The organism is Paenibacillus sp. J31R109 (assembly GCF_059692055.1).
Genome location: NZ_JCAUAR010000003.1, coordinates 447570 through 471549, shown reverse-complemented (window position 1 = coordinate 471549; position 23980 = coordinate 447570). Strand labels below are relative to the sequence as shown.

Sequence of the window (23980 nt, the reverse complement as noted above, 5' to 3'; positions counted from 1 at the left end):
AAGTGTTCCCATGCTTCACCAATTTTCGCGAACTGAACTTGCGATAGGACCTGAGGGTCTAGATATTTTGAAAAATAGTACAGTCGTTGTACTCGGTATTGGCGGTGTCGGTGGCATTGCGGCTGAAGCTTTGGCGCGCTCAGGTGTTGGCCGTTTGATCCTTATCGACAAGGATGTCGTCGATATTACGAATGTCAACCGTCAGATCCATGCTCTTACGACGACAGTTGGTCAGCATAAAGCTGATCTGATGCGAGATCGTATCCTTTTGATAAACCCTGAGTGTGATGTCATCTCCCTTCGGATGTTCTATACAGAGGAAACGTATGAGCAAGTATTCGCGTATCCAATCGATTATGTACTGGATGCAAGTGATACGATCGAGTACAAGATCCATTTGATCAAACAATGTTTGGTACGTAAAATCCCGATGATTTCTTGTATGGGTGCTGCGAATAAAATGGATCCGACACAATTTAGAATTACGGATATTTCCAAAACGAGCATGGACCCGGTCGCACGCGTGATTCGTCAACGTTTGCGTAAGGAAGGCATCAAGAAGGGCGTGAAGGTCGTATTCTCGATGGAAGAACCAATGAAGCCGCGGGAAGACGTTACAGAACAAATCGTGCCTGCTAATGCACCAGATAGACGTAAGGCGAAACAACCGCCTGCGAGCAATTCTTTTGTACCTCCTGTAGCGGGGCTTATCATGGTGAGTGCGGCTGTGAAGGATTTGCTGGAGATTGGTGCGAAGAACAAAGCTTAGAATTGAGGGATGCCCATGAAAATGGGTGTCCCTTTTTTTTATCATTTTATATATATCAATAAAGTATATATTGACTCGATATATGTAAAGTGATAAATTGTAAGTAGATCAAGACAGTTATCACCAAAATGGAGGCTTCACAGCATGAATAGTCAAGATGTGATTTTGGGTTTATTAATGCACCATAGCTTATCTGGCTATGACATCAAGCACAAGATGGAGACGGTTCTTTCCTACTTTAACAACGCGAGCTTCGGCACGATTTATCCTATGCTTAGCAAAATGGAGAAGGAGGGCTTGATTACCAAGGAAAGTGTGATCCAAGAAGGCAAACCAAATAAAAACCTCTATTCCATCACGGAGGAAGGGCAGCACCAATTTAAGCAGTACATGTATAGTCCCATTGAAAACGATGAGTTCAAGTCGGATGCTATGACACGGTTGTTTTTTGGCGAGTTTGTAGAAGCACATATCATGATTGGTGTGTTAGAAGAGTTCCTTAACCGCACGAAGGTAAATTTGGAGAGACTACGTCAGTTGTACGTGGACTGCCAGCCAGAGATGTCGCCTACACAGGAAATTTGTATTCAGATTGGCATCCATAATTCAGAAAGTAAAATCCATACCCTGACACAAGGGATAACACGGTTAAAAAATGTAGAACAGAAGTGAGGTAGGTTTCGAAAATGGCGAATAAGAAAACAGGTTTGATTATTTTGGCGATGGCTCTCGGACTTCTCATGTCCGCACTGGACAACACCGTGACATCTGCGGCGATTTCACACATCATTAGCGACATTAATGGGTTTGATAAAATAAGCTGGGTATTCACCGCCTATATGCTTGCCTCCACAAGCACAATGCTTGTATTTGGAAAGCTGTCGGATATGTTCGGTAGAAAGTTGTTTTACATGATTGGGATTTCGATCTTCCTGATTGGTTCTGCTTTATGCGGTATGGCACAAGATATGAATCAACTTATTGTGTTCCGTGCCATTCAGGGTATTGGTTCTGGCGCGATCTTCCCGATTTCGTTTACGATCATTTACACGATATTTGCCGACCCCAAGCAGGCGGCGAAGCTGTCAGGTGTTTTTGCAGGGATATTTGGACTATCTTCCGTTGCTGGGCCGCAAATCGGTACGCTCTTAGCTGAGTCATGGGGGTGGCGCTGGTGTTTCTACGTGAATTTGCCGCTAGGCGTATTGTCGTTCCTTGTCTTGTTTTTTGCTCTAAAAGAATCTCGCTCTGATCGTCGTCCGAAAATCGATTATCTAGGTACGCTGTTTCTCATTATAACAACCGTTTCACTTATGCTGGCCCTTGAGTTCGGAGGGAAGGATTACGCATGGGGTTCATGGCAAATCATTAGCTTATTAGCCGTCGCAGTTGTCATTGGTTTCTTGTTTATTGGGGTGGAGCGCCGAGCGCATGAACCCATTCTACCGTTACCATTATTCAAAAATCGGATGGTCCTAGCCACGGTCTTAGCTTGTCTATGTCAAGGTGCGATTATGTTTTCGGCCATTGCGTATTTGCCTATTTTCTCAACAGCGGTTCTAGGTAATGCGAACTCGAATAGTTTGCTGACGCCTATGATGTTTTCCTTAATGGTTGGTGCTGTTGGCTTTGGGTTCCTGCAACGCTACTTCAGCTTCCGTGCTGTGTTCGCTTTCAGTATGACAGCGGGTATTGTTGTCAGTTATCTGCTCAGCGTAGTCAGTCATGATGCAAGTAAGTTCTATATGATTGTGCTTATGGTCTTACTTGGTGTTGGTGCGATCGGACCTTTAATGAGTGTGGCTCAAAATGCTGTTGCGCAAAGTGTAGACCGCAAGTATATCGGTGTCAGTTCCTCAATCGTTGGATTCTGGCGGAATATCGGCGGGGTTCTTGGCGCTTCAATTATGGCGACTATCGTGAACAATAACTACAGTAGCCTCATTCAGGAGGGGGCCGCTGCGCATCAAATGCCGCTTGATCAACTTGCTACGTTGGGGAACCCCGAGCAATTGATACGTGCAGGTTCGGCGCTGCCACCTGATACAATGAACTTCCTGCGGGACTCGCTAGGAACAGCGATCAATCATGGCTTTATTTTAGCAATAGCCTTTGGTGTTGTAGGGTTAGGTGCTGCTTTTATTGCGGGTCCTTTGCGGTTCGCAGCCCCAGCACCTCGTCAAGATGCTCAGCAGGAGCCTGTTATTTCTCACTAAATATGCCTCCTCCATGCGGAACTCAAGCGCTTTGGAGGAGTTTTTTTATTTGGATAGACATGACATGCCTAATCAGGCAAGGTATAATGGACAGACCAACTTTTAGCTCCAAGTAAAGGAAACTAATCATGGATTTGTTTACATATGCGTCATCCCAAGATCCTGTGGGCAAGCTGCTCGCTGATCGTATGCGGCCAACGACATTAGATGAATATATCGGACAAGAACAAATTGTGGGCAAAGGCAAGCTGCTCCGAAGGGCGATTGAGGCGGATCAAGTGACGTCGATTCTTCTCTATGGGCCTCCAGGGACAGGCAAGACGACGCTCGCAAACATCATTGCGAATCGGACCCAAGGCGAATTCATGAAGCTCAACGCGGTTGATGCTTCTGTGAAGGACGTCCGGGAGATTATCGAGCTGGCCAAAAGCACCAAAGCGATGTACGGGCGTAAAACGACGTTGTTTCTAGACGAAGTCCATCGCTTCAACACCTCGCGGCAGGATGCGCTGCTTCCTGCGGTAGAGCAGGGCATCCTCATCTTCATCGGGGCGACCACAGAGAACCCCTTACACCATGTGAACGGGGCCCTCTTGTCGCGCTCGACGCTGTTTCAGCTCGAGCCCCTCACGGCGGAGCATGCGCTCATCGCCATGCGCAGAGCCATCGCCGATCCCGTCAAGGGGCTAGGCTTCATGCGCCTCCACGTGGACGAGGAGGCGCTGCAACACATCGGGCAGATGGCCAATGGCGACATCCGCCGATCCCTGAACGCGCTGGAGCTCGCAGCGCTGACGACTTCACCTGAACCGGACGGCACGGTTCATATCACGCGCGAGGTGGCGGAAGAGTCAATCCGCCGCCCCATCGTGAAAGCGGACGAGTCGACGCAGTATGACGTCTTGTCCGCCTTTCACAAGAGCGTGCGCGGCTCTAGCGACGCCGCGCTGTTCTGGTTCCTCTATGCCGTCGAGAAGCTCGGCATGGATCCTATGACCTTCCTGCGGCGTCTGATCGTCGCTTGCAGCGAAGATATCGGACTCGCCAATCCGCAGGCGATGGTTCAGTCTGTCACGGCGATGGACGCCTACCATAAGATTGGCTGGCCGGAATCGAAGTACATCATTTCCCAGGCAATTTTATTCGCTGTGGAGAGTCCGAAGTCCAACTCGATCCCACTCGCGATTATGCGTGCACAGGAGTTGATGGAGCGGGTGAAATCAGCGGAAGTTCCGCTGCATCTCCGTGATACCCACTACAAAGGTGCGGAGAAACTCGGTCATAAAGGCTATATGTATCCGCATAACTATCCAGGTCATTATGTGCGTCAGCAGTACTTGCCGGATGAGATTCAGCATGAAGTAATCTTTGCGGCAACTAATCAAGGCACAGAAGAGAAGATGAAGCTCAATCAGCACAAAAGAAGAGGGACACCTACAGATTCATAGAATCCGTAGAGTCCCTCTATTTTCTTGCTCCATAAGAATCGTGAATACCTTTTCTGTAACGGGATCATAACGGATGGAGACGATGAGTGGAAATTCAGCGCCATTCTTTTTGACCCAGAAACGGAATTGCTGTTGTACGACACCTGGTGCCACGTTGGACTTTCCAATGTATTTGTAATCCAACAATGTATACACCTTACCAGCTTCGTGAAAAGCGAGTCGGCTCCACTTGGCATAAGAGGGGTCTTGTTTTGGCGCCCATACGGTATTGTCACTTTTGTCATGTTGGATGGTGTCTACTGCAAGTGCAGGAGAAGATCCAACCCAGTTCAAGCCAAACATGAGTAAAATAGCTATGATTTTGCTCAGGATCGCTCACACCTTTCGTTAGTAGCGTGTGCGTGATAGGGAGCTTGCATGCGCAAGAGGGAGCGGTAAATTACAGCATTTCGCCCCGTAAGCCGAGTTGGCTCTCTCGAGCAAGCAAATTTCGACGTCTCAGAGTAAGAACGGTGCTGAAGTTCTACTGAGCGAGCAAAAATCGACGTCTCAGCAGTCATTTCGCCCCTTAAGCCGAGTTGGCTCTCCCGAGCAAGCAAATTTCGACGTCTCAGAGTAAGAACGGTGCTGATCTTCTACTGAGCGAGCAATAATCGGCCTCTCAGAGTAAGAACGGTACCGATATTCTACTGTGCGAGCAATATTCAACCTCTCAAGCAGTCATCTCGACCTTTAAACGAGCTGGCTCCCCCTGAGCCAACATAAAAAGGAGCACCAAAGTGCTCCTCCCCCATTACAACTTAAAAATCTTCGTTAAGTACTTCCTAGCAGCTTCGCTATACTTGTCCTTCAGCAGTGTTCGCAACTGAGTTTTAGCTTCAGGAGTTGGCAATGTGTTCTTCTCCATCCGATGCAGTTCCATCCAATGGGAAGCGGTCATGTAACAGGTGCCGTTCCAGCCGTTTTTTGTACCATTGGCATTCAAACGCTCACTAATTCCCGCAATTACGATATCCGCTTTACTCTGCAAGTCGATCAGAGCACGGTCGAACTCGGCCTTCGATTCTTTCGATTTCAAATCGGTCGCAGCTCGCAAAGCTTTTACATCGATCCCTTCATTGCCAGCAATAGCGTGATAGACATCAACCGCCGCTTTGGACAGTTCACCGTCAGAGTAGCGCTCATCTACGGAATAGGGATCTTCAAGTAAATTTTTGATCAAAGGAAAAAGGTCGGAAGAAATCAACAAGGGTTTCTTGGCAAAAAATCGTCCATAAGCTGCAAGCCCATCACCTGGAAGGCGATCTCGCCATAGCCACGGATCTGTTTCTAGTCCCGTATGCCACTGTTCTGGAAGCGTCAAAGAGTCCAGAGAAGGATGCTCAGGGATGAACGAAGAGAGAGGAAGAATCCCAATCTCTTTAACGAGCCTCATTACATCTTCATACGTATCAGCTTTGATCGTTAACTCATTCATAGTCATACACATTCTCCTCTACACTAATCTGTGTACTCATTTCTTGCCCTTATGCTATCTGTCCTCTTACTTGTGAACCTTATCAATCACACCGCCGCCGAGACAAATCTCTCCATCGTAAAATACAACGGATTGGCCAGGCGTAACTGCTTTTTGCGGCTTATCGAAGACAACTTCACAGCTGCCATCTGGCTGCAAGGTGATGACAACCCCTTGATCCGCTTGACGATAACGGAATTTGGCTGTACACGTAAATGCACCCTCAGGCTTCTTAGTAGAAATCCAGTTTACGTCAGTAGCTGTTAAACCTTTGGAATAAAGACCTGGATGGCCCTCGCCTTGCACGACGAGCAATTCATTCTTCTCCAAGTTTTTGTCTACAACGAACCATGGTTCACCGGAACCAGATCCACCGATCCCAAGTCCCTGTCTTTGGCCCAGGGTATAATACATCAATCCGTCATGGCGCCCTTTGATTTCACCGTTGCGAACATCGACCATGTTGCCGGGACGTGCTGGGAGGTATTGGCTGAGGAACGTTTTGAAGTCGCGTTCGCCAATGAAACAAATCCCCGTACTATCTTTCTTCTTCGCTGTTGCAAGACCAGCAGCTTCAGCGATCTCACGTACCTTGGACTTGGGCAAGTGACCGATCGGGAACATCGCTTTGGCAAGCTGCCCTTGATTAAGGACGTTAAGGAAATAGGTTTGATCCTTATTGGAATCATTGCCACGCATCAATACGAATTCACCGTCTTGTTCCTTCACTTGCGCGTAATGTCCCGTTGCGATGTAGTCGCCGCCTAGATCGAGAACTTTTTGCAACAATTCTCCGAATTTGATTTCACGGTTACACATGACATCTGGGTTCGGCGTGCGACCCTTGGTGTACTCGTCCAAGAAGTAGGCAAAAACTTTGTCGTAATACTGCTTCTCGAAATTTACTGTATAGAAAGGGATGTCGAGTTGGTCACAAACCCGTCTGACATCCTCTGCGTCTTCTTCTGCGGTACAATGACCAAATTCGTCAGTATCATCCCAGTTTTTCATGAAAATGCCAATAACTTCATACCCTTGCTCCTTAAGCAGCAGCGCGGCAACCGAAGAATCGACACCTCCAGACATCCCTAGAATGACACGTTTTTTTGTTTCCATAGCGTGAACCTCTTTTCCATCTTGAAATAGTAGCAGGCATATGTTTCACATATACTTGGTTCTATTTTTGATAATCTCTCTCGTCCTTGGAGAACGGCGTAGTCGTTTATTTCACTTGACTTGGGTGGAGCTGTTCATTTTGAACACTACTATTATACATGCCAATTGCTCAAAATTAAAATATTTCATGAGAATGTCATTGTTTTTCCCCCACATTACTAGGGTTTTGTGATAACATAGATACGATATACGGATGTTTTGGAATGTTTTTGCGAAAAATGGAAACGCTGTTTACCTAGATAGGGACGACCCTGGTTGTTAAAACGTAGGGAGCGAGATTGGTAAGCATCTCAAGTTTTAGCGATATATACAGACTCCTTGATGGCATATCATGTTGAATGAGGTGTTAATTTTGAAAATTTCCACAAAAGGTCGTTATGGTCTAACGATCATGATGGAACTAGCTAACCGAGTGGGTGAAGGACCAACTTCACTAAAGAGTATTGCTGAGAGACATCAGCTTTCGGAACATTATCTTGAACAACTTGTAGCTCCTTTGCGTAATGCGGGTTTAGTTAAAAGTATTCGCGGAGCTTACGGTGGCTATATTCTCTCTAAATCTGCTGAGCAGGTAACTGCTGGTGAAGTTATTCGTGTACTTGAAGGGCCGATCTCCCCCGTAGATTTTACGGAAGAGGATGATCCTGCCAAACGGGATTTGTGGATTCGCATTCGCGATAGCATTGCGGAAGTGCTGGACTCCACAACATTGTCAAACCTGATCTCTTTTGAGGATAAAGGCAAAAACGATAATTACATGTTTTACATTTAAGGTGACTCATGGAACCTATTTATCTAGATCACGCTGCTACAACGCCCGTACATCCTGATGTGTGGGAGGCGATGTTGCCTTTCTTTACAGCAAATTATGGTAATCCTTCGAGTACGCATAGCTTTGGTCGTACAGCAAGAACAGCGCTGAATCGCTTCCGCGATGGTATGGCGAAATCACTAGGCTGCATGCCTAGTGAACTGATCTTCACAAGTGGTGGAACCGAAAGTAATAACATGGCGATCTTTGGGGTTATGCAGGGGGAGCAAGCTGGCAAGAAGCATATCGTGACAACTGCGATTGAGCATCATGCCGTGCTGCATCCCTGCGAACACTTAGAACGTCTTGGATTTGAAGTCACATACGTACCCGTAGGTTCAGACGGGCTTGTTCAACTAGAAGATGTGGAAGCATCCATTCGTCCCGATACAGCTCTTATCTCTATGATGTATGTGAATAATGAAGTAGGTACGATTCAGCCAATTGAGCAAGTTGGCTTGCTCGCTAGAACGCATGGCATTCCTTTTCATGTCGATGCGGTGCAAGCACTAGGAAAGATTCCCTTGAATCTTGCTGAGCTGCCGATTGATCTTATGAGTCTGTCCGCTCACAAAATTTATGGCCCCAAAGGTGCTGGAGCCCTGTACGTCTCCAAGCATACGAAGTTGCTTCCTCACGTATTCGGCGGCTCACAAGAACGAAAACGCCGTGCAGGTACTGAAAATGTCCCCGCCATCGCCGGCTTCGCCAAAGCAGTTGAAACCATTCTTCCGCTCCAAGAACGCAACTACACACAGGCAAGTGAGCTTCGTGAACACATGATTTCGATCCTAGAACAGCAATTGGGCTGTGATGCGTTTACAATTAACGGGCACAAGGAACAGTATGTTCCGCATATTCTAAACATTTCATTTCCAGGTATATCAACGGAAACACTTTTAATGAACCTTGATTTAAGTCAAGTAGCGGCTGCAAGCGGCTCCGCATGTACGTCTGGCTCTCTAGAAGTCTCGCATGTGCTACAAGCCATGAAACTTCCAGAAAATGTGACACACTCCGCGGTGCGATTTAGCTTTGGAATGGGGAATTCTAAAGAACAAATCGAAACGGCTGCCCATAAAGTTGCAACCATTATCCATCGGTTGCGTAATAAGTAGTACTGGGCGGTTCTAGGAGGCGTTGCGTTTGCGCAGAGCGCATGAATTGATAGGACTTCCCGTGTTAACCGTTGAGTCGGGTAAGCAAGTAGGCGAAGTAAAGGATTTATTGATCGACCCAACTTGGAACATAAGCGGCATTGTGCTCGAAGCGAAGACGTGGTTCTCGTCCTTACGATACATATCGTGGGAGGGAATTGTCGCAGCTGGAGAAGATGCTATAACCATACCGAACGAAAGTGTCATTTGCGAATTTGGGCAGAAGAACGAGTGCCATGCTTTTCTTGAGGGAAGTGACAAGATTAAGGGGCTCTCAGTCATCACAGTGGGAGGGCACGAATTAGGCGTGGTAGAAGATGTTTATTTAAACCAGAATTGGGGTAAACAAATAGTAGGTTATGAATTGTCCGAAGGGTTTATTTCTGATTTAAAAGAAGGGCGAAAGTGGCTTCCCATGCCAGAATCGGCAACGATGGGGGAAGATGCGATCATCGTGCCTGGACATTGCGCTCAGGAAGTAGAAGAACTCTTCGTATCCAAAGAAGAATAGGGTGAGCATGATGCGTTGTCCAAACTGTAATTCCAAAGATATTGGAAAGATCGGTTCCCACCAATTTTACTGTTGGGGTTGTTTTATCGAACTTAGCGTAAACGGAGACAAAATGTCCGTTTATCAAGTTGAAGAAGATGGTACGTTAAGTTCTCTGGATGATTTGTTTTTTGAGGAAGAAGTTTCTCATATCCATGAACACGTGAACTAAAGATAACATATGGAAACGTTAGCGTTCGAGCGAGAAATCGTTTGGGCTCTAACGTTTTTTTGTCATTCCGCGGCAACCAAGGGTTAATTTGGGTGAGTTGTACACATACTGTATGAACGCTGCGTTGAATTTCTAGTGACAGAGGTGGAGGTCGTATGGAACGATTTTTAAGTAATAAATGGTTTGTGGGTATGGTTTATGCCCTACTCATTCTGGTCGGATTATACTTGCTTGTACTGATAAAACCTATACTATTTCATCTTTTTACTTTCATCAAAGCCATCGTAATGCCGTTTTTCATTGCGGTCATCATATCGTACATACTTAATCCAGTGGTCACGATTCTGAATAAACGGAAAGTGCCAAGAACAATTGCGGTTCTTTTGATTTATAGTGTGTTCATCACATCCGTGACAGTCATCATCATGAATATGACCCCGATGTTTATTGAGCAGGCTGCAGAATTGAATGAGCATATGCCACAAATGGCGATGCGCGCACAGTCGCTTGTTGACGGTTTTAATCAAAATCAACTACTGCCCGACAGTGTGCGAAATGGGTTTAATCACTCAATCGGTAAGCTGGAATCTAAGATTTCTATGGCTGTCGCCGATTACATGAATCAAATCGGGACGACGATCAATATGTTGTTCATTGCTTTTATCGTGCCATTCCTCGCTTTCTATATCTTGAAAGATTTCCAGATTATTGAGAAAACAGCGCTGGCTATCGTGCCAGTGAAACATCGAAAAAAAACCGTCTCTCTCCTGATGGACATAGATACGGCGTTGGGCAATTATATTCGCGGACAGCTCCTTGTATGTATCATTATTGGCATTCTGGCTTATATAGGCTACTGGCTCATAGGAATGCCATACCCGTTGCTTCTAGCCAGTGTGGTCGCCATCTTCAATATCATCCCCTATATGGGGCCTTTCTTTGGTGCAGCGCCTGCCATCATTATGGCTTCAACCGTCTCTTTGAAAATGGTACTGTTCGTCGCATTGGTCAATTTGACCGTGCAGATTCTCGAGGGGAATGTGATTTCTCCCCAGGTTGTTGGCAAAACCTTGCACATGCATCCCCTGTTTATCATCTTCGCCTTGCTAGTTGGGGGAGAAGTAGCGGGCGTAGTTGGTTTAATCTTGGCTGTACCGTTTTTCGCTGTGATGAAAGTCATTATCCAGCATGTGTTCATCCATTTTGTACATAAGCCGACTGCTTAATAGGGAATTGCCGTTACAGTCAGAAGACGCACAAAACCCCCTGAGCCATGACTTGCGGGATCATGGTCCAAGGGGTTTTGCACGAGGGTTGAGGAGTTAGAAAAGGTTGTGGCCCATACGTAAACCATGAAATGGACTACGGAATAAGTGAGTAATATGCAAGCTGTTAGTGTTTCGTGCGATAATGAAAATCATTATCAATAAACTTAGTATACTTCTATTGAGAATCATTGTCAATGGTGAATTTTTCTGTGTAAGGGATGGGATGCAAGTCCTTATTTTAGATGCTTATCTTTATCATCACCCTGGCTGTCGTCTTCCTCTTTTTGTTCTTTTTGTTCTTGAAACTCCACATGCGATTGACCTGTAATGTAGTCAAAGGGATTGTAACGACTGTCTGGAATTTGTTTTTTAATGAGTGTTTTCACCATGATATAAATGATTAATACGAAAATGGGGAAAATCAGACCGAGCAGTGTTAGGGTAGACATATCCATTTAAAGCACCTCCGTTGTTTCTATTGTAATATAGATGGCTGTCATATTGACAGGCAACATCCATAAAGTTATAATTTGCCTTATCTATATGTGAAATAAAACGTTGATGAAACTAAGTAAGTCATAGCCCATCGATCAGAGAGAAGGTTCCACTTGGCAGTTAGCGCTGCGAAGTCGGCTGGAAGAACCTTTCGGTGTTAGGATGGCCCAAAGCTCGTTTCGGAGTGTGGATGAACTCCACCGGTTGGACCCGTTACAAGTCCGCACAAGGAGATTGGATTCGCCCTTGCCTCTAAGGCAACGGGAGCACGGATACAATAACCAGGGTGGTACCGCGATGATTCGTCCCTGTTAGCTGCAGGGGCGTTTTTTGTTTGTTTGTAAACTTATCCTAAATATGGAGGCTTGACTTCGATGAAAGCAAGTGAGATTCGTTCAAAATGGTTACAGTTTTTCGCAAGTAAAGGGCATAAGGTTGAACCTAGCTCCTCTTTAGTCCCTCACAATGATCCATCCCTTTTGTGGATTAATGCGGGTATTGCTCCGTTGAAACCGTATCTAGACGGGCGTGAAATTCCTGAGAATCCGCGGATTACGAATGCTCAGAAGTGTATCCGTACGAATGATATTGAAAACGTAGGTAAAACACGTCGTCACCATACATTCTTTGAAATGCTGGGGAACTTCTCCATCGGGGACTATTTCAAAAAGGAAGTTATTCCATGGGCATGGGAGTTCCTAACAGATCCGCAATGGATCGGTTTTGATCCGAATCGGATCTCGGTTACGGTTCATGAAGATGACGAGGAAGCTTTCGACATTTGGAACAAGCAAATTGGCATTCCAGAAGAACGTATCTATAAGCTGAAAGAAGATAATTTCTGGGATATTGGTGAAGGGCCATGCGGTCCGTGTACGGAAATTTTCTACGATCGCGGCGATAAATACGGTGATTTGTCTGATCCAGAATGCTGGCCAGGCGGCGAGAATGAGCGATTCCTTGAGGTGTGGAACTTGGTGTTCACACAGTTCAACCACAATTCAGATGGCAGCTACACACCGCTTCCGAATAAGAACATTGATACAGGTGCTGGCTTAGAACGTTTTGCTTCCATTCTACAAGATGTGGATTCTAACTTCGACACCGACTTGTTCTTGCCGATTATTGAGAAAACATGTGAGCTAACAGGTGTTGCTTACCATGTCAATGAAGAGCATGATGTTGCGCTAAAAGTCATTGCTGACCATATTCGTACGGTTGCTTTTTCAGTAGGTGATGGTGTACTTCCTTCCAATGAAGGTCGCGGTTATATCATTCGTCGTTTGCTTCGTCGCGCAGTACGCTATGGAAAAGTGCTTGGGTTGGATAAACCGTTCTTGTTCAAGCTAGTGCCAACGGTTGGGGACATCATGGGAGTCTATTATCCTGAGGTTGTCGATAAGCGCGAGTTCATTGAGAAAGTTATTCGTACCGAAGAAGAGCGTTTCCATGAGACGCTGAGCGATGGCTTGATCATTCTTGCCGAAATGGTACAGAAAACGCAGCAAGCTGGCACGAATCAAATCAGCGGACCTGACGCATTCAAGCTTTATGATACGTATGGCTTCCCATTTGATTTGACGGAGGATTTCGCGTCAGAGAAAGGGCTAACTGTGGATCGTGCTGGTTTCGATGCTTCCATGCAAGAGCAGCGTGATCGCGCACGTGCAGCAAGTAACAAAGAGGGCGGTATGAAGGTTCAAGGCGGGCCGCTGTCGGAATTAACGATTAAAAGCGAATTTGTTGGATATAATGAATTGGTAGTTACTGCTAATATCGTAGCCATCGTGCATGAGAATGAGCTCGTAGAGCTTGTTGGTGTTGGTGAAACATGCCAAGTCGTTCTAGACCGTACGCCTTTCTATGCAGAGAGCGGTGGTCAAGTTAGCGACCATGGTACAATTCGCAACGATCAGGTAATTTTGCAGGTTGTTGATGTGATGAAAGCTCCACATGGTCAGCATGTCCACAAAGTCATCGTTGAGTCCGGTGTACTGCGCCAAGGTGAGGCTGTAGTCGCTACAGTTGCTTCTGCACCACGTACAGACATTATTAAGAACCATACGGCAACACACTTACTGCACAAAGCACTTAAGGAAGTGTTAGGGACGCATGTCAATCAAGCGGGTTCCCTTGTAGAGCCAGATCGCTTGCGTTTTGACTTCTCCCATTTCGGCTCCATCACGAGTGAAGAGCTGCAAGACGTGGAACACCGTGTGAATCAACAAATTTGGAATAGCACGAACGTAGATATTTCCCTCAAAGCAATCGCAGATGCGAAAGCAATGGGCGCTATGGCGTTATTCGGTGAGAAGTACGGCGATATCGTTCGTGTCGTACAAGTTGGCGACTATTCCTTAGAGCTTTGCGGTGGTTGCCACGTTCAAAATACAGGCCAAATCGGCTTGTTCAAAATTGTAAGTGAGTCGGGAATTGGTTCCGGCGTACGTCGAATTGAAGCTGTTTCTGGGCGCAGCGCGTATGAGTATTTGGATGGTCAACTGCAATTGTTAAAAGAAGCAGCTGGCTTACTGAAATCGAACATCACGGATGTTCCCAAACGTGTGGATGCTACTTTGCAGCAAATGAAAGAACTGGCACGTGAGAACGAGTCACTTCGTGGTAAGCTTGGTCGTATTGAGGCTGGTTCGCTTACGGATCAAGTGAAGCAAGTTGCTGGTGTTGCCGTTCTGGCTGCACAAGTCAATGCTGCGGATATGGATTCTCTTCGTAACATCGTTGATGAGATGAAAGGGAAACTGGGGTCGGCAGTCATCGTTCTTGGCGCTGCGACAGAAGATAAAGTGAATCTGGTAGCTGCTGTTACACCTGATCTCGTTTCTAAAGGCTTCCATGCGGGTAAAATTATTAAAGAGGTTGCACAGGCAGTCGGCGGAAGCGGCGGCGGTCGTCCAGATATGGCACAAGCTGGCGGTAAGGATGCATCGAAATTGCAAGCTGCTTTAGCTAGTGTCGAGGGGCTCCTTTCCCAATTTGTATAATTATTTTTCTAATGGACAGGAATTTTTAAAACCATAGAGAATATATCACATGTATAACGCAAGTTTTTTACCAAATATTTTACAAGGTCACAAGGAAGTGGGGTGCTCCTGATGAGTTCCATGGACAAAACAATGAAGTTCAATGTGAAGGCGGAAGAGATCGAAACTTCGCCGAAGGATGTGTTGCTGGCGGTGTATGATGCTCTTCAGGAAAAAGGGTATAATCCGATTAACCAGATTGTTGGTTACTTGCTTTCCGGGGATCCTGCCTACATTCCGCGTCATAATAATGCCAGAAGCCTCATTCGTAAACGGGAACGGGATGAACTAATTGAAGAATTAGTTCGTGCTTATCTGGGCCAACACAAATAGAAGAAAAGAGAACCAGCATGAGATGGATGGGCTTGGATTATGGGGATAAAACCATCGGTGTCGCATTAAGCGATGAGCTCGGGTGGACGGCTCAAGGACTTGAAGTCATTCGCCGTAATAAGCCGGGAGAAGACATTGAACGGCTTATACAGATTGTGAATGAATATGGCGTATCGCAGGTTGTTGTCGGGTTGCCGAAGAATATGAACAATACGATTGGGCCCCGCGGCGAGATTGCAATTGCTTTTTCAGAAGAATTAAAACAAAAGATTAGTGTACCTGTACACCTATGGGATGAGCGTTTAACTACGGTAGCCGCTACACGGACGCTTCTAGAAGCAGATGTAAGTCGGAAGAAACGGAAGTTAGTCATTGATAAAATGGCGGCACAGCTTATTCTACAAGGGTATATGGATGCCAATATGAAGAGGTGAATGAACATGTCCAAAGAAGAATTGCGTGAAGAAGAACCAGAAATCATTTACATCCCGGACGATGAAGGCAACGAAGAAGAGTTCGAGGTTATCATGAAATTCGAAGTGGACGGTTCAGATAAGAAATATATGATGGTTGTGCCTACGGATGGCGGAGATGAAGAATCCGATGAAGTGTATGCCTTCCGTTATGAAGAAGACGACGACGGCGAGGATTTGAAGCTTTTCACCATCGATGATGAAGAAGAGTGGAACATTGTTGAAGAAACGTTCAACACCTTAATGGCGGAGTTCGATGAGGAAGAAGAAGCATGAGTTTGACAACACCTTCTGATGTATTGCGCAAAACTTACGGGGATGATATCCTGTTGTCTGACGACCAAAGTGAGTCGACGGTGTATCATCTTCTAAAAGAATTCGTTTATGAGAACCAAACGTATGCCGTTATGCAGTCCGATGCACTGAAAAAGGATGAGGAAGTTGCTCTTTTTCGTGTTATCTCGAACGATGACGGAGAATACGAACTAGTGACCATTGACGATGACGATGAGTGGGAAACGGTTTCGGAGCTATACGACGAGATGGTTTTTCCTGAGCAAGACGACTTGTAAGAAGAAGATAACCGAGCGGAGATTATCCGCTCGGTTTTGTTGTGCATATGGTTAATACGAGTAAGGTAACCTACAGCCAAAGACTTAACGAGCGAAATTCTTAGGAGGAATCAAAGCGTTGTGAATATGGATGATGGACGAGAAGAATCAGTCAAGCCTAAGCGCAGTAAACTAAAGTGGGTATTGCTTATCATCAGTATCGTTGTGCTGCTAGCTCTGGGCACGGCAGCTGGCGTAGGATTGTTTATCGCAAGTGCATTGCAGCCAGTTGAAGCATCAGACCAGGAAGTCCGAGTTTCGATCCCACAGGGCTCCAGTTCCATACAGATTGCCAATGAATTAGAAACCAAAGGTCTCATTAAGAATTCTTCCATTTTCACGTACTATTTAAAGTACAAAAAGCAGGGATCCAAATTTCAGGCTGGTGAGTACGCGATGAAGCCTGGCATGACATTTGAAGATATGATTGATAAGCTCAACAAAGGTGAAGTTGTGAAGGAAGAAATGATTCGTATCACAATTCCAGAAGGATATACTATCGACCAAATTGCGGCCAAAATGAGTGAGCAGAGTACTTGGAAGAAAGAGACGTTTCTGCAAGTCGTTGATGATCCATCCCAATTCAAAGTGGATACGACAGCGTCGATTCCCGACAGTAAGAATTTAAGACATCGGTTAGAAGGCTATATTTTCCCTGAAACCTATGAATTCAAGAAAGGCTCTACGGAAAAGGAATTCGTCGAGCGTTCTTTAGAACAACTAGACAAGATGCTTGCGACGCTTCCTCCTGATTGGAAGGACAAGCTAAAGGCTCGTAATCTGTCCATACACCAAATGCTGACGATTGCTTCCTTAATCGAACGAGAGGTTGTTGTCGATACGGAACGTGCACTAGTATCAGGTGTCATCGTGAACAGAATGAAAATGAACATGCCGCTTCAAATTGATGCGACAGTCCAATATTTATTCGATAAGTCGAAGGAACGTTTACTTGAAAAAGATTTGCAAATTCAAAGTCCATACAATACGTATTTGAATACAGGATTGCCTCCTGGTCCCATTGCAAGTCCTAGTCTAGCCTCTATTAAAGCAGCGATTTATCCAGAAGAAACGAAATATGTATTCTATGTGACGAAGAAGGATGGAACCATGGGGCATTTGTTTGCGGAAACCTATGAGGAGCACAAGAAGAATATTGCCAATAGTAAGAAGACTGCAAATTAAGTTGACAGAAGGTAGGTTAGTATGACGTGAAAAGACCAGAATTAGTCATCAGCTGCGGTTCAATTGCTGAGTTGAAAAAAATGATCCTTGCAGGTGCAGATGCTGTTATTATAGGAGAAGATCGCTACGGGCTTCGGTTGCCTGGCGAAGTGAAGCTGAACGAGATTGGAGAAGCAGTTGCTTACGCACACGAACGGAATGCAAAAGTCTATGTCGCGGTTAACAATATTTTAGATAATCAAACGCTTGAAGGATTACAAGATTACTTAACTGCCCTTCAGTCACATGGCGTAGATGCTATCATTTTCGGTGACCCAGCGGTAGTCATGACGGTACGTCAACTGGCTGCACCATTGCCTCTGCACTGGAATGCCGAGATGACCTCTACGAATTATGCCACTGCGAACTATTGGGGGAAACAAGGCGCAGTACGCGTCGTATTAGCAAGAGAGCTGAATATGGAGCAAGTATTAGCTTTTAAAGAAAAGGCTGAGATTGCTGTTGAAGTACAAGTTCATGGGATTACGAATATTTATCATTCCAAGCGTGAGCTTGTCAAAAATTATATGGCCCATCAGGGGAAACAAGCCGAAGAAAATCGCTCGAAGGAGCGGGGGCTATTCCTTATTGAGCATGAACGCCGCGACCAACGTTATCCCGTCTATGAGGATCGCAATGGTACACACATTATGAGCTCGGAAGATTATTGTATGTTAGAAAATTTGCCTGAGTTCATCGATGGGAATATTGATAGCTTGAAAATTGAAGGATTGCTCAAATCCTCCCAATACAATGAAACGGTCGTGAGAAGCTATCGCGCCGCGATTGATGCGTATCTTGCGAATCCTGAAGGTTACGAATTTCAGCAAGAATGGCTGGATGCGATTGTAGCGCTGCAGGATCCAGAGCGTGAGTTGAGTTTCGGATTTTTCTATAAAGAACAGGTATATTGATTGAAAAAGAAAGAAGGTGCTCTCCCAGATGACGACAGCCGTAGAAGCACGAGCCAGGGGTAAGCGTGTAAGACTTGATAAGCCGGAGCTGTTAGCTCCAGCAGGTAATTTAGAGAAACTGAAATTTGCGATCCATTATGGCGCAGATGCGGTATATATTGGTGGACAGAAATATGGTTTACGCTCCAATGCGGATAATTTCTCCAAAGAAGAAATGCGTGAAGGCGTCGAATTTGCTAAGCAATATGGGGCTAAGGTATTCGTGGCAACGAATATCTACGCACATAATGAAGATATTGAAGGATTAGATGAGTACTTGCGTGGATTGCAGGAAGTGGGGATCTCGGCGATTATTGCTGCAGACCCTATCATCATGGAAACGTGCCGACGTGTTGCTCCTGACTTAGAAGTCCATGTGAGTACACAGCAGTCTGTCATGAACTGGCAAACGGTGCAGTTCTGGAAAGATCAAGGGATCGAACGGGTCGTATTGGCGCGTGAGGTTAGCATGCAAGAGATCGATGAAATTAAAGCGCATGTAGAAGTTGAAATTGAAGCCTTTATTCATGGGGCTATGTGCAGTTCTTACTCGGGGCGTTGTGTTTTGTCCAATCACTTTACGGATCGTGATTCGAACCGCGGCGGTTGCTCGCAATCGTGCCGTTGGAAATATGATTTATTCACAAAGGATCAGCCGCTGGATGCGCCACTCGCGACGGATTTCCCAATGTTTGCAGAAGATGACGATGCATTTACGATGGGCTCTAAGGATTTGAGTATGATTGATCACATTGCGGATATGATCGAATCGGGCGTAGACAGTTTCAAAATCGAAGGCAGAATGAAGAGTATTCATTATGTGGCTACAGTCGTGAACGCCTATCGCCAAGCGATTGATGCCTATTTCGAGGATCCAACGCATTTCGAGCTGAATCCGCTCTGGCAGGATGAAATCCATAAAGCAGCGAATCGCCCTTTAAATGATGGATTCTTTTATGAAGCGCCAGGTCATGAGGATCATATTTTTGAACCGGAAGATAAGGTTATCGGCTTCGATTTCGTAGGTTTGGTAATGGACTATAACGCAGAAACCGGAATTGCTCTTGTTCAGCAACGAAATCATTTCAAACCCGGTCAAGAAATTGAGTTCTTTGGCCCAGATGGTACACATTTCAAGCAATCCGTTGGTGTTATTCAAGATGAAACAGGCCAAGAATTAACAGCTGCAAGACACCCTTTGCAATTGATTCGACTAAAAACCGAGAATCCTGTAAAAAAGTGGGATATGATGCGGAAGAAAACAGGCAAATAGTACCATGGAAGCTTTCTCCAGTGTAGGTTATATTGGAGAAAGCTTCCTTTTTTATGCCTAACATGACGAAATAATTGTTGGTTTGTGTCGATAATTGTCGTATTGGTGGTAAAATTGCCTCAATATGCGATCACTCACCCCTGGGTAGCCGCGATGAAAGTTTTTCTCGTGCTTTTAGATCGTTTTATAGAGGATATTGGAAATACATGTCGAAATCAGTTTATGACGAAGCATGTAAACCTTTTCATGAAGAGCGTAAGAATTATAAAAGGTTAATTAGAAACTAATGGTGGTGAACGAAATGACAAAAAGACTTCAAGGTATCCGCGCTATTGTAAACAAAGTAGTTCAAGCAACTGGACAAGTTCGAAGGGGTCGAACTGATGAGACTACGAATGGTGGCTCAGCATCACCGAATGGTACATATGCATTCAAAGGTCCGAGCAACATTAAGCTCGAAAATCCAGTGAAATCAGTTGGGATGAAGTTATTTCTGATGTTTTTCGTAAGTATCCTGTTTTTCGTACTTACAGTAGGGATGATTTCCTATTCAGTCTCCAAAAGTGTCATTAAGAACAAGGTAGCAGAGTCCAGTTTACAAACGGTAACACAAGCAGGTCAGAAGTTAGATTTCCTATATCAAACTTTTGATGATGTCTCACTGCAAATTATGCTTAACAAAGAGCTGCAAGAACTGTTGGATAAGGTTCCCAAGTTAGAAGCATCCTCTTATGAAGCACTGGATGTTACACGTCAATTAACGGAAAAGTTAAACGTCGTTACGTTCTCTAACAAATCAATTAAAACTCTTCATTTGTACCGTCCAGATGGTAAATTGATCGTGATTACAGGCGCTGGCGGCGCTCCTGTGAATGACAATTCAGCATCAACGGATTGGTTTAAACGCACAGTTGAGAACGCAGGTAAAGTGACATGGTTAGATAGCCAAACCAAAGGTTACTCCAGCAGCTCTACGAATACATTTGCGATCAGCCGTCTGATGCGCAACACGTTAACGAACTCGTCAACTGCTGTACTGGTCATTGAGCTTAGTACGGATATTTTGACGAAAGAGTTAAGTGGCATGTCGTTAGGCGATGACAGTAATGTCATCATTACGAATGCGGCGAATAAGAATATTGCTGTTAAAGATTTGGCTGAAATTGCAAAAGACTCACCCGTACAACTCACGAAAGAGCAACTTGAAGAAGAGCATGGATCCTTTATTACGAAGGATGATCACTTAGTAGCTTTCTACAAATCAGCAATTTCGGGATGGAACTTGGTTGGTGATATTCCAGTTAGCGCACTTGTGAAAGATGCGAAGAAAATCTATAACTACACGCTCCTAATCGCCTTGTTGGCGGCTATTGCTGCGGTTATCATCGGTATTATCGTTGCTAGAATGATTGGAACTCCACTCATTAATCTGCGCAATCTGATGCAGCAAGGTGCCAAAGGGAAGTTAACCGTTCGCGCCAATTATAAGACGCAAGATGAGATTGGGCAGCTGGGTGCAAGCTTCGATGTGATGATGCAGCAGATTACGTCACTTGTACAACAAACAAGTTCGTCTGCTCAAGCGGTATTTGAGACAGCGCAAGAATTAACGAATTCCTCAAAGGTTACTGCTACAGCAGCTAGAGAAATTGCTGTTGCGACAGATGAGATTTCCAATGGCGCAGGCGGTTTGGCGACGGAGTCGGAGAAAGGCAACGAGCTAACGCACCATATCGGCATTCAAATGAAGCAAGTTATTGAAGCCAACCTTGAGATGGGAACTGCGGCAGCTGATGTACAAACGTCCAGTGAGCTTGGAACGAAGTATATGTCTGAGCTCATTGCCAAGACGAATCTGACGGAAGAAATGATTCGTTCTATGGTGGATAAAGTCGATCGTTTAAAAGAAAGTACACGTTCGATCCGTAAAATTTTGGATCTTTTGAATAACATTTCGAAACAAACGAATATCTTGTCTTTGAATGCTACAATTGAAGCCGCACGTGCGGGTTCAGCGGGTAAAGGCTTCATGGTCGTCGCGGATGAAATTCGTAAGCTTGCTGATCAGTCTAAACAATCCATCGATGTTGTTGGACAAATTACGGAAACGATTCAAGGCGAGATCGATGAAACGGTTAAGGTTCTTTCGACAGCAACCCCAATCTTCCAAGAGCAAATTATGGCTGTTAAAGAAGCAGATACGATTTTCAAACAAGTAACGAATCATATGGGCGGCTTTATTGTTCAGTTGAGCACAGTGAGTGATTCTATTTCTACGTTAGAACAATCACAAGTGGTTCTGTCAGATGCCATGACAAACGTCAGTGCAGTTGCCGAGGAATCACTGGCTACATCCGAGGAAGTTGCTTCCCTGAGCTCCGAACAGCTGAGCATTAGTGATGGCTTGGTGAAATTGTCGGACAAGCTAGATCAATTGTCGCAATCATTGACCGATACATTATCCAAATTCGAAGTGTAATAACGAATGGCATCCACTCTCCGTTAGGAGGGTGGATTTTTTTGTCTTTTCACAGCGTAGAAGCAGTTTGTTGTGATGCCAGAATGCCGATACTGGAAGGAGTGACGGTTATTTTGGAAGTTAAAAGGGGTTCATGCTATGAAGGATAATCAATTATCTGCGATGGAAAAAAGGCGTATGTTTTTGATGCTCTTTTTGATTCTACTCTTATTTCTTGGTATTTTAGGAAAGTTATTTTGGATACAAATCGTCGCATCAGAAAGCTACTCATCTCGGGGAATCAATCTGGTGAAAAATTCTGTGATCCAGCGACAACGTGCCCTTGTTCTAGAAAGTGGGCGAGGTGAAATTCTGGACCGGAATCTTCAACCTTTGACTGGGAAAATTGTGAAAGCATTGGTCGCGTTTCCTATTAACAGCGATTATGCGATGAATGGGCAGGAGGTAAGTAAGCTAGCTCGTATTTTACAGACGAGTACAGATAGGTGGGTTGCTTTTGCGCGTAATTTGAAAGAACCTCAAGTATGGGGAACGCAAGATGGGGGAGAAGCACTCTCACTCAGCGCACAGCAAGTAACAGAGATCGATGGGTTGGGGTTAGCGAACGTAAAAGTTGTTGAAATGGAGAATCGCTATCCAGCTGGAATGACCGCGCGACAACTAGTTGGCTTTATTGGACAAAATCCTGATCGTGTGATGCAAATCTACGGCTCGGACCTGGACAAAGGAAAAGTATCGCTGACAACGAAAATTGGAGGGTCTGGACTGGAGAAGTCATTCGACACTTGGCTTCGTGGTGTTGGTGAAACCTCCATCTCCTACTTTACAGATGCAGGCAAGAGGCCTCTGGCGGGATTAGACGCACGGATGATAGCCCCGGACAACTCCTTTTACCCTGTGAAGTTAATTACCACGTTAGACAGCCGTGTACAGCTGCAAATAGAAGCACTGATGGATAAGCTGGGGATTCGCGAAGGTGCTGCGGTCGTTCAAGAAGCTTCGGATGGCGATGTCATAGCGATGGCAAGCAGACCCAACTATAATCCCTTGCAAGTCGATCTTGCTAGTAAGAATTGGAGTAATTATACGCTCAAAGCGACGGCGCCTGGTTCTATTTTCAAGACCATTGTGGCAGCGGCAGCACTGGATGAGAAAGTGGTTACGCCAACAGAAACATTTGATTGTGAAGGGGCGCTTGGGAAGTATGGGTTCACTTGCTGGCGAAAAGAGGGGCACGGGCCTTTAACCTTAGAAGAGGGCTTTGCACAATCTTGTAATATTGTATTTGCGAACGTCATGCAGCGACTTACGGCTTCACAATTAGAGGCGTATGCGAATAAGCTTGGTGTTTTGAATGAAGTAGGTTGGACAGGGAAGACCGATACAAGAGCCGTGTTGGAACAATTCGATGCCGAGGAGGCAGGACAATTATTTGCTGCTCATACCCCTGAGAATGATGAAGGTGTTCTGATGCAAACCGCTATTGGACAACGGGATGTCCGAATGACACCGCTGCAAGCATCGAATATGGTCGTGACATTATTGAATGACGGGAAGGGCTTTATGCCTCGTATTGTGCAAGAAATTCGCTATCAAACGGGGCGTGAGATGGAATCATTTCCTGTGAAGTCATTAGTTGCAAAAGAAGGTAAAATATCTGCCGCAACGAGTCGTACACTTCTCAATTGGATGCGGGAGGTCGTTACGGAAGGAACGGGTCAAGGATTGCAAAATGCCAAGTGGAAGCTGGCAGGCAAGTCAGGGACTGCCCAAATTCAAAATGGGACTCAAGAGAAAGTGAACCAATGGTTTATCGGCTATGGCCCCGTGGAAAGCCCGAAGTATGCCGTTTCGGTTGTTATCAAAAATACAGACCCGACGGAAAGTAATAAGGCGATTCCGTTATTCAAGGGGATCATGGACATTTTGGCAAGCCAAGGGTTGTCAAACAGCAAATAACAGGTATGATGAAGGATAAGCCTATTTGGCTGCCTACGCTGGTGACACATATACTA

The 23980-nt window shown here is 45.3% G+C and carries 23 protein-coding genes; 19 read left to right on the top strand and 4 right to left on the bottom strand.

Annotated features, from left to right (window positions below; translation table 11 throughout):
- The first annotated feature begins 10 nt into the window (after nucleotides 1-10).
- The 4 genes from AC58QT_RS11925 to AC58QT_RS11910 all read left to right on the top strand — a co-directional run bounded on the left by AC58QT_RS11925 (nucleotide 11) and on the right by AC58QT_RS11910 (nucleotide 4433).
- Nucleotides 11-769, top strand: a complete 759-nt coding sequence (locus AC58QT_RS11925; RefSeq protein ID WP_497409165.1) for a tRNA threonylcarbamoyladenosine dehydratase — start codon at nucleotides 11-13, stop codon at nucleotides 767-769.
- A 144-nt stretch (nucleotides 770-913) separates the two neighbouring features.
- Complete coding sequence (locus tag AC58QT_RS11920) at nucleotides 914-1441, top strand: PadR family transcriptional regulator (RefSeq protein ID WP_497409164.1); 528 nt, start codon at nucleotides 914-916, stop codon at nucleotides 1439-1441.
- A 14-nt stretch (nucleotides 1442-1455) separates the two neighbouring features.
- Nucleotides 1456-2985 carry an MFS transporter gene (locus AC58QT_RS11915; protein ID WP_497409163.1) on the top strand — a complete coding sequence of 510 codons (1530 nt, stop codon included), beginning with the start codon at nucleotides 1456-1458 and terminating at the stop codon, nucleotides 2983-2985.
- A gap of 128 nt (nucleotides 2986-3113) precedes the next feature.
- The gene (locus AC58QT_RS11910) at nucleotides 3114-4433 is read left to right on the top strand and encodes a replication-associated recombination protein A (RefSeq protein ID WP_497409162.1); all 1320 of its coding nucleotides are present in this window, start codon (nucleotides 3114-3116) and stop codon (nucleotides 4431-4433) included.
- On the opposite strand, the gene AC58QT_RS11905 is transcribed toward AC58QT_RS11910, so the two are convergent.
- The 3 genes from AC58QT_RS11905 to mnmA all read right to left on the bottom strand — a co-directional run bounded on the left by AC58QT_RS11905 (nucleotide 4428) and on the right by mnmA (nucleotide 7065).
- Nucleotides 4428-4775 (bottom strand): DUF3889 domain-containing protein, encoded by a 348-nt coding sequence (locus tag AC58QT_RS11905; RefSeq protein ID WP_497409161.1) that lies wholly within the window; start codon nucleotides 4773-4775, stop codon nucleotides 4428-4430. The genes AC58QT_RS11910 and AC58QT_RS11905 overlap by 6 nt on opposite strands.
- Before the next feature lie 451 nt (nucleotides 4776-5226).
- The gene (locus tag AC58QT_RS11900) at nucleotides 5227-5916 is read right to left on the bottom strand and encodes an AlkZ-related protein (RefSeq protein WP_497409160.1); all 690 of its coding nucleotides are present in this window, start codon (nucleotides 5914-5916) and stop codon (nucleotides 5227-5229) included.
- A 60-nt stretch (nucleotides 5917-5976) separates the two neighbouring features.
- Entirely contained in the window at nucleotides 5977-7065 is a 1089-nt protein-coding gene (mnmA, locus tag AC58QT_RS11895) for a tRNA 2-thiouridine(34) synthase MnmA (RefSeq protein ID WP_497409159.1), read from the bottom strand.
- A 412-nt stretch (nucleotides 7066-7477) separates the two neighbouring features.
- On the opposite strand from mnmA, the gene cymR reads away from it, so the two are divergent.
- The 5 genes from cymR (at nucleotide 7478) to AC58QT_RS11870 (ending at nucleotide 11041) form a co-directional block, all read left to right on the top strand.
- Nucleotides 7478-7897, top strand: a complete 420-nt coding sequence (cymR, locus tag AC58QT_RS11890; RefSeq protein ID WP_497285638.1) for a cysteine metabolism transcriptional regulator CymR — start codon at nucleotides 7478-7480, stop codon at nucleotides 7895-7897.
- 8 nt (nucleotides 7898-7905) lie between these two features.
- Nucleotides 7906-9054 (top strand): cysteine desulfurase family protein, encoded by a 1149-nt coding sequence (locus AC58QT_RS11885; RefSeq protein WP_497409158.1) that lies wholly within the window; start codon nucleotides 7906-7908, stop codon nucleotides 9052-9054.
- Between the two features lie 28 nt (nucleotides 9055-9082).
- A complete protein-coding gene (locus tag AC58QT_RS11880) occupies nucleotides 9083-9604 on the top strand; it encodes a PRC-barrel domain-containing protein (protein ID WP_497409157.1) in 522 nt (173 codons plus the stop codon).
- 7 nt (nucleotides 9605-9611) lie between these two features.
- Nucleotides 9612-9815 (top strand): YrzR-like zinc ribbon domain, encoded by a 204-nt coding sequence (locus AC58QT_RS11875; RefSeq protein WP_028555750.1) that lies wholly within the window; start codon nucleotides 9612-9614, stop codon nucleotides 9813-9815.
- 155 nt (nucleotides 9816-9970) lie between these two features.
- Entirely contained in the window at nucleotides 9971-11041 is a 1071-nt protein-coding gene (locus tag AC58QT_RS11870; RefSeq protein WP_497409156.1) for an AI-2E family transporter, read from the top strand.
- Between the two features lie 275 nt (nucleotides 11042-11316).
- On the opposite strand, the gene AC58QT_RS11865 is transcribed toward AC58QT_RS11870, so the two are convergent.
- Nucleotides 11317-11538, bottom strand: a complete 222-nt coding sequence (locus AC58QT_RS11865) for a DUF3951 domain-containing protein (RefSeq protein ID WP_497285644.1) — start codon at nucleotides 11536-11538, stop codon at nucleotides 11317-11319.
- A 414-nt stretch (nucleotides 11539-11952) separates the two neighbouring features.
- Between AC58QT_RS11865 and alaS the strand changes: the two genes are divergently transcribed.
- The 10 genes from alaS to AC58QT_RS11815 all read left to right on the top strand — a co-directional run bounded on the left by alaS (nucleotide 11953) and on the right by AC58QT_RS11815 (nucleotide 23924).
- Entirely contained in the window at nucleotides 11953-14580 is a 2628-nt protein-coding gene (gene alaS / locus AC58QT_RS11860) for an alanine--tRNA ligase (protein WP_497409155.1), read from the top strand.
- Nucleotides 14581-14691: 111 nt separating this feature from the next.
- Nucleotides 14692-14952: an IreB family regulatory phosphoprotein gene (locus tag AC58QT_RS11855; RefSeq protein WP_028555746.1), complete on the top strand. Its 261-nt coding sequence runs from the start codon at nucleotides 14692-14694 to the stop codon at nucleotides 14950-14952.
- A 17-nt stretch (nucleotides 14953-14969) separates the two neighbouring features.
- A complete protein-coding gene (ruvX, locus tag AC58QT_RS11850) occupies nucleotides 14970-15386 on the top strand; it encodes a Holliday junction resolvase RuvX (protein WP_068665576.1) in 417 nt (138 codons plus the stop codon).
- A 6-nt stretch (nucleotides 15387-15392) separates the two neighbouring features.
- Entirely contained in the window at nucleotides 15393-15701 is a 309-nt protein-coding gene (locus tag AC58QT_RS11845) for a DUF1292 domain-containing protein (RefSeq protein ID WP_056610485.1), read from the top strand.
- Nucleotides 15698-15997 (top strand): DUF1292 domain-containing protein, encoded by a 300-nt coding sequence (locus tag AC58QT_RS11840; RefSeq protein WP_310502734.1) that lies wholly within the window; start codon nucleotides 15698-15700, stop codon nucleotides 15995-15997. Before AC58QT_RS11845 ends, AC58QT_RS11840 begins: the two co-directional genes overlap by 4 nt.
- 126 nt (nucleotides 15998-16123) lie before the next feature.
- Nucleotides 16124-17221: an endolytic transglycosylase MltG gene (gene mltG / locus AC58QT_RS11835; RefSeq protein ID WP_497409320.1), complete on the top strand. Its 1098-nt coding sequence runs from the start codon at nucleotides 16124-16126 to the stop codon at nucleotides 17219-17221.
- A gap of 26 nt (nucleotides 17222-17247) precedes the next feature.
- Complete coding sequence (locus tag AC58QT_RS11830) at nucleotides 17248-18174, top strand: peptidase U32 family protein (RefSeq protein WP_497409154.1); 927 nt, start codon at nucleotides 17248-17250, stop codon at nucleotides 18172-18174.
- Nucleotides 18175-18202: 28 nt separating this feature from the next.
- Nucleotides 18203-19486, top strand: a complete 1284-nt coding sequence (locus AC58QT_RS11825) for a peptidase U32 family protein (RefSeq protein WP_497409153.1) — start codon at nucleotides 18203-18205, stop codon at nucleotides 19484-19486.
- A gap of 301 nt (nucleotides 19487-19787) precedes the next feature.
- The gene (locus AC58QT_RS11820) at nucleotides 19788-21965 is read left to right on the top strand and encodes a methyl-accepting chemotaxis protein (RefSeq protein WP_497409152.1); all 2178 of its coding nucleotides are present in this window, start codon (nucleotides 19788-19790) and stop codon (nucleotides 21963-21965) included.
- A gap of 138 nt (nucleotides 21966-22103) precedes the next feature.
- A complete protein-coding gene (locus tag AC58QT_RS11815) occupies nucleotides 22104-23924 on the top strand; it encodes a peptidoglycan D,D-transpeptidase FtsI family protein (protein ID WP_497409151.1) in 1821 nt (606 codons plus the stop codon).
- The last annotated feature ends 56 nt before the right edge of the window (nucleotides 23925-23980 follow it).

Excerpts from the sequence above, each read along its gene's own strand:
- AC58QT_RS11925 (WP_497409165.1), top strand. The coding sequence starts at position 11 with ATGCTTCACCAATTTTCGCGAACTGAACTTGCGATAGGACCTGAGGGT.
- AC58QT_RS11920 (WP_497409164.1), top strand. The coding sequence starts at position 914 with ATGAATAGTCAAGATGTGATTTTGGGTTTATTAATGCACCATAGCTTA.
- AC58QT_RS11915 (WP_497409163.1), top strand. The coding sequence starts at position 1,456 with ATGGCGAATAAGAAAACAGGTTTGATTATTTTGGCGATGGCTCTCGGA.
- AC58QT_RS11910 (WP_497409162.1), top strand. The coding sequence starts at position 3,114 with ATGGATTTGTTTACATATGCGTCATCCCAAGATCCTGTGGGCAAGCTG.
- AC58QT_RS11905 (WP_497409161.1), bottom strand. The coding sequence starts at position 4,775 with ATGTTTGGCTTGAACTGGGTTGGATCTTCTCCTGCACTTGCAGTAGAC.
- AC58QT_RS11900 (WP_497409160.1), bottom strand. The coding sequence starts at position 5,916 with ATGACTATGAATGAGTTAACGATCAAAGCTGATACGTATGAAGATGTA.
- mnmA (WP_497409159.1), bottom strand. The coding sequence starts at position 7,065 with ATGGAAACAAAAAAACGTGTCATTCTAGGGATGTCTGGAGGTGTCGAT.
- AC58QT_RS11885 (WP_497409158.1), top strand. The coding sequence starts at position 7,906 with ATGGAACCTATTTATCTAGATCACGCTGCTACAACGCCCGTACATCCT.
- AC58QT_RS11875 (WP_028555750.1), top strand. The coding sequence starts at position 9,612 with ATGATGCGTTGTCCAAACTGTAATTCCAAAGATATTGGAAAGATCGGT.
- AC58QT_RS11870 (WP_497409156.1), top strand. The coding sequence starts at position 9,971 with ATGGAACGATTTTTAAGTAATAAATGGTTTGTGGGTATGGTTTATGCC.
- AC58QT_RS11865 (WP_497285644.1), bottom strand. The coding sequence starts at position 11,538 with ATGGATATGTCTACCCTAACACTGCTCGGTCTGATTTTCCCCATTTTC.
- alaS (WP_497409155.1), top strand. The coding sequence starts at position 11,953 with ATGAAAGCAAGTGAGATTCGTTCAAAATGGTTACAGTTTTTCGCAAGT.
- AC58QT_RS11855 (WP_028555746.1), top strand. The coding sequence starts at position 14,692 with ATGAGTTCCATGGACAAAACAATGAAGTTCAATGTGAAGGCGGAAGAG.
- ruvX (WP_068665576.1), top strand. The coding sequence starts at position 14,970 with ATGAGATGGATGGGCTTGGATTATGGGGATAAAACCATCGGTGTCGCA.
- AC58QT_RS11845 (WP_056610485.1), top strand. The coding sequence starts at position 15,393 with ATGTCCAAAGAAGAATTGCGTGAAGAAGAACCAGAAATCATTTACATC.
- AC58QT_RS11840 (WP_310502734.1), top strand. The coding sequence starts at position 15,698 with ATGAGTTTGACAACACCTTCTGATGTATTGCGCAAAACTTACGGGGAT.
- mltG (WP_497409320.1), top strand. The coding sequence starts at position 16,124 with ATGGATGATGGACGAGAAGAATCAGTCAAGCCTAAGCGCAGTAAACTA.
- AC58QT_RS11825 (WP_497409153.1), top strand. The coding sequence starts at position 18,203 with ATGACGACAGCCGTAGAAGCACGAGCCAGGGGTAAGCGTGTAAGACTT.
- AC58QT_RS11820 (WP_497409152.1), top strand. The coding sequence starts at position 19,788 with ATGACAAAAAGACTTCAAGGTATCCGCGCTATTGTAAACAAAGTAGTT.
- AC58QT_RS11815 (WP_497409151.1), top strand. The coding sequence starts at position 22,104 with ATGAAGGATAATCAATTATCTGCGATGGAAAAAAGGCGTATGTTTTTG.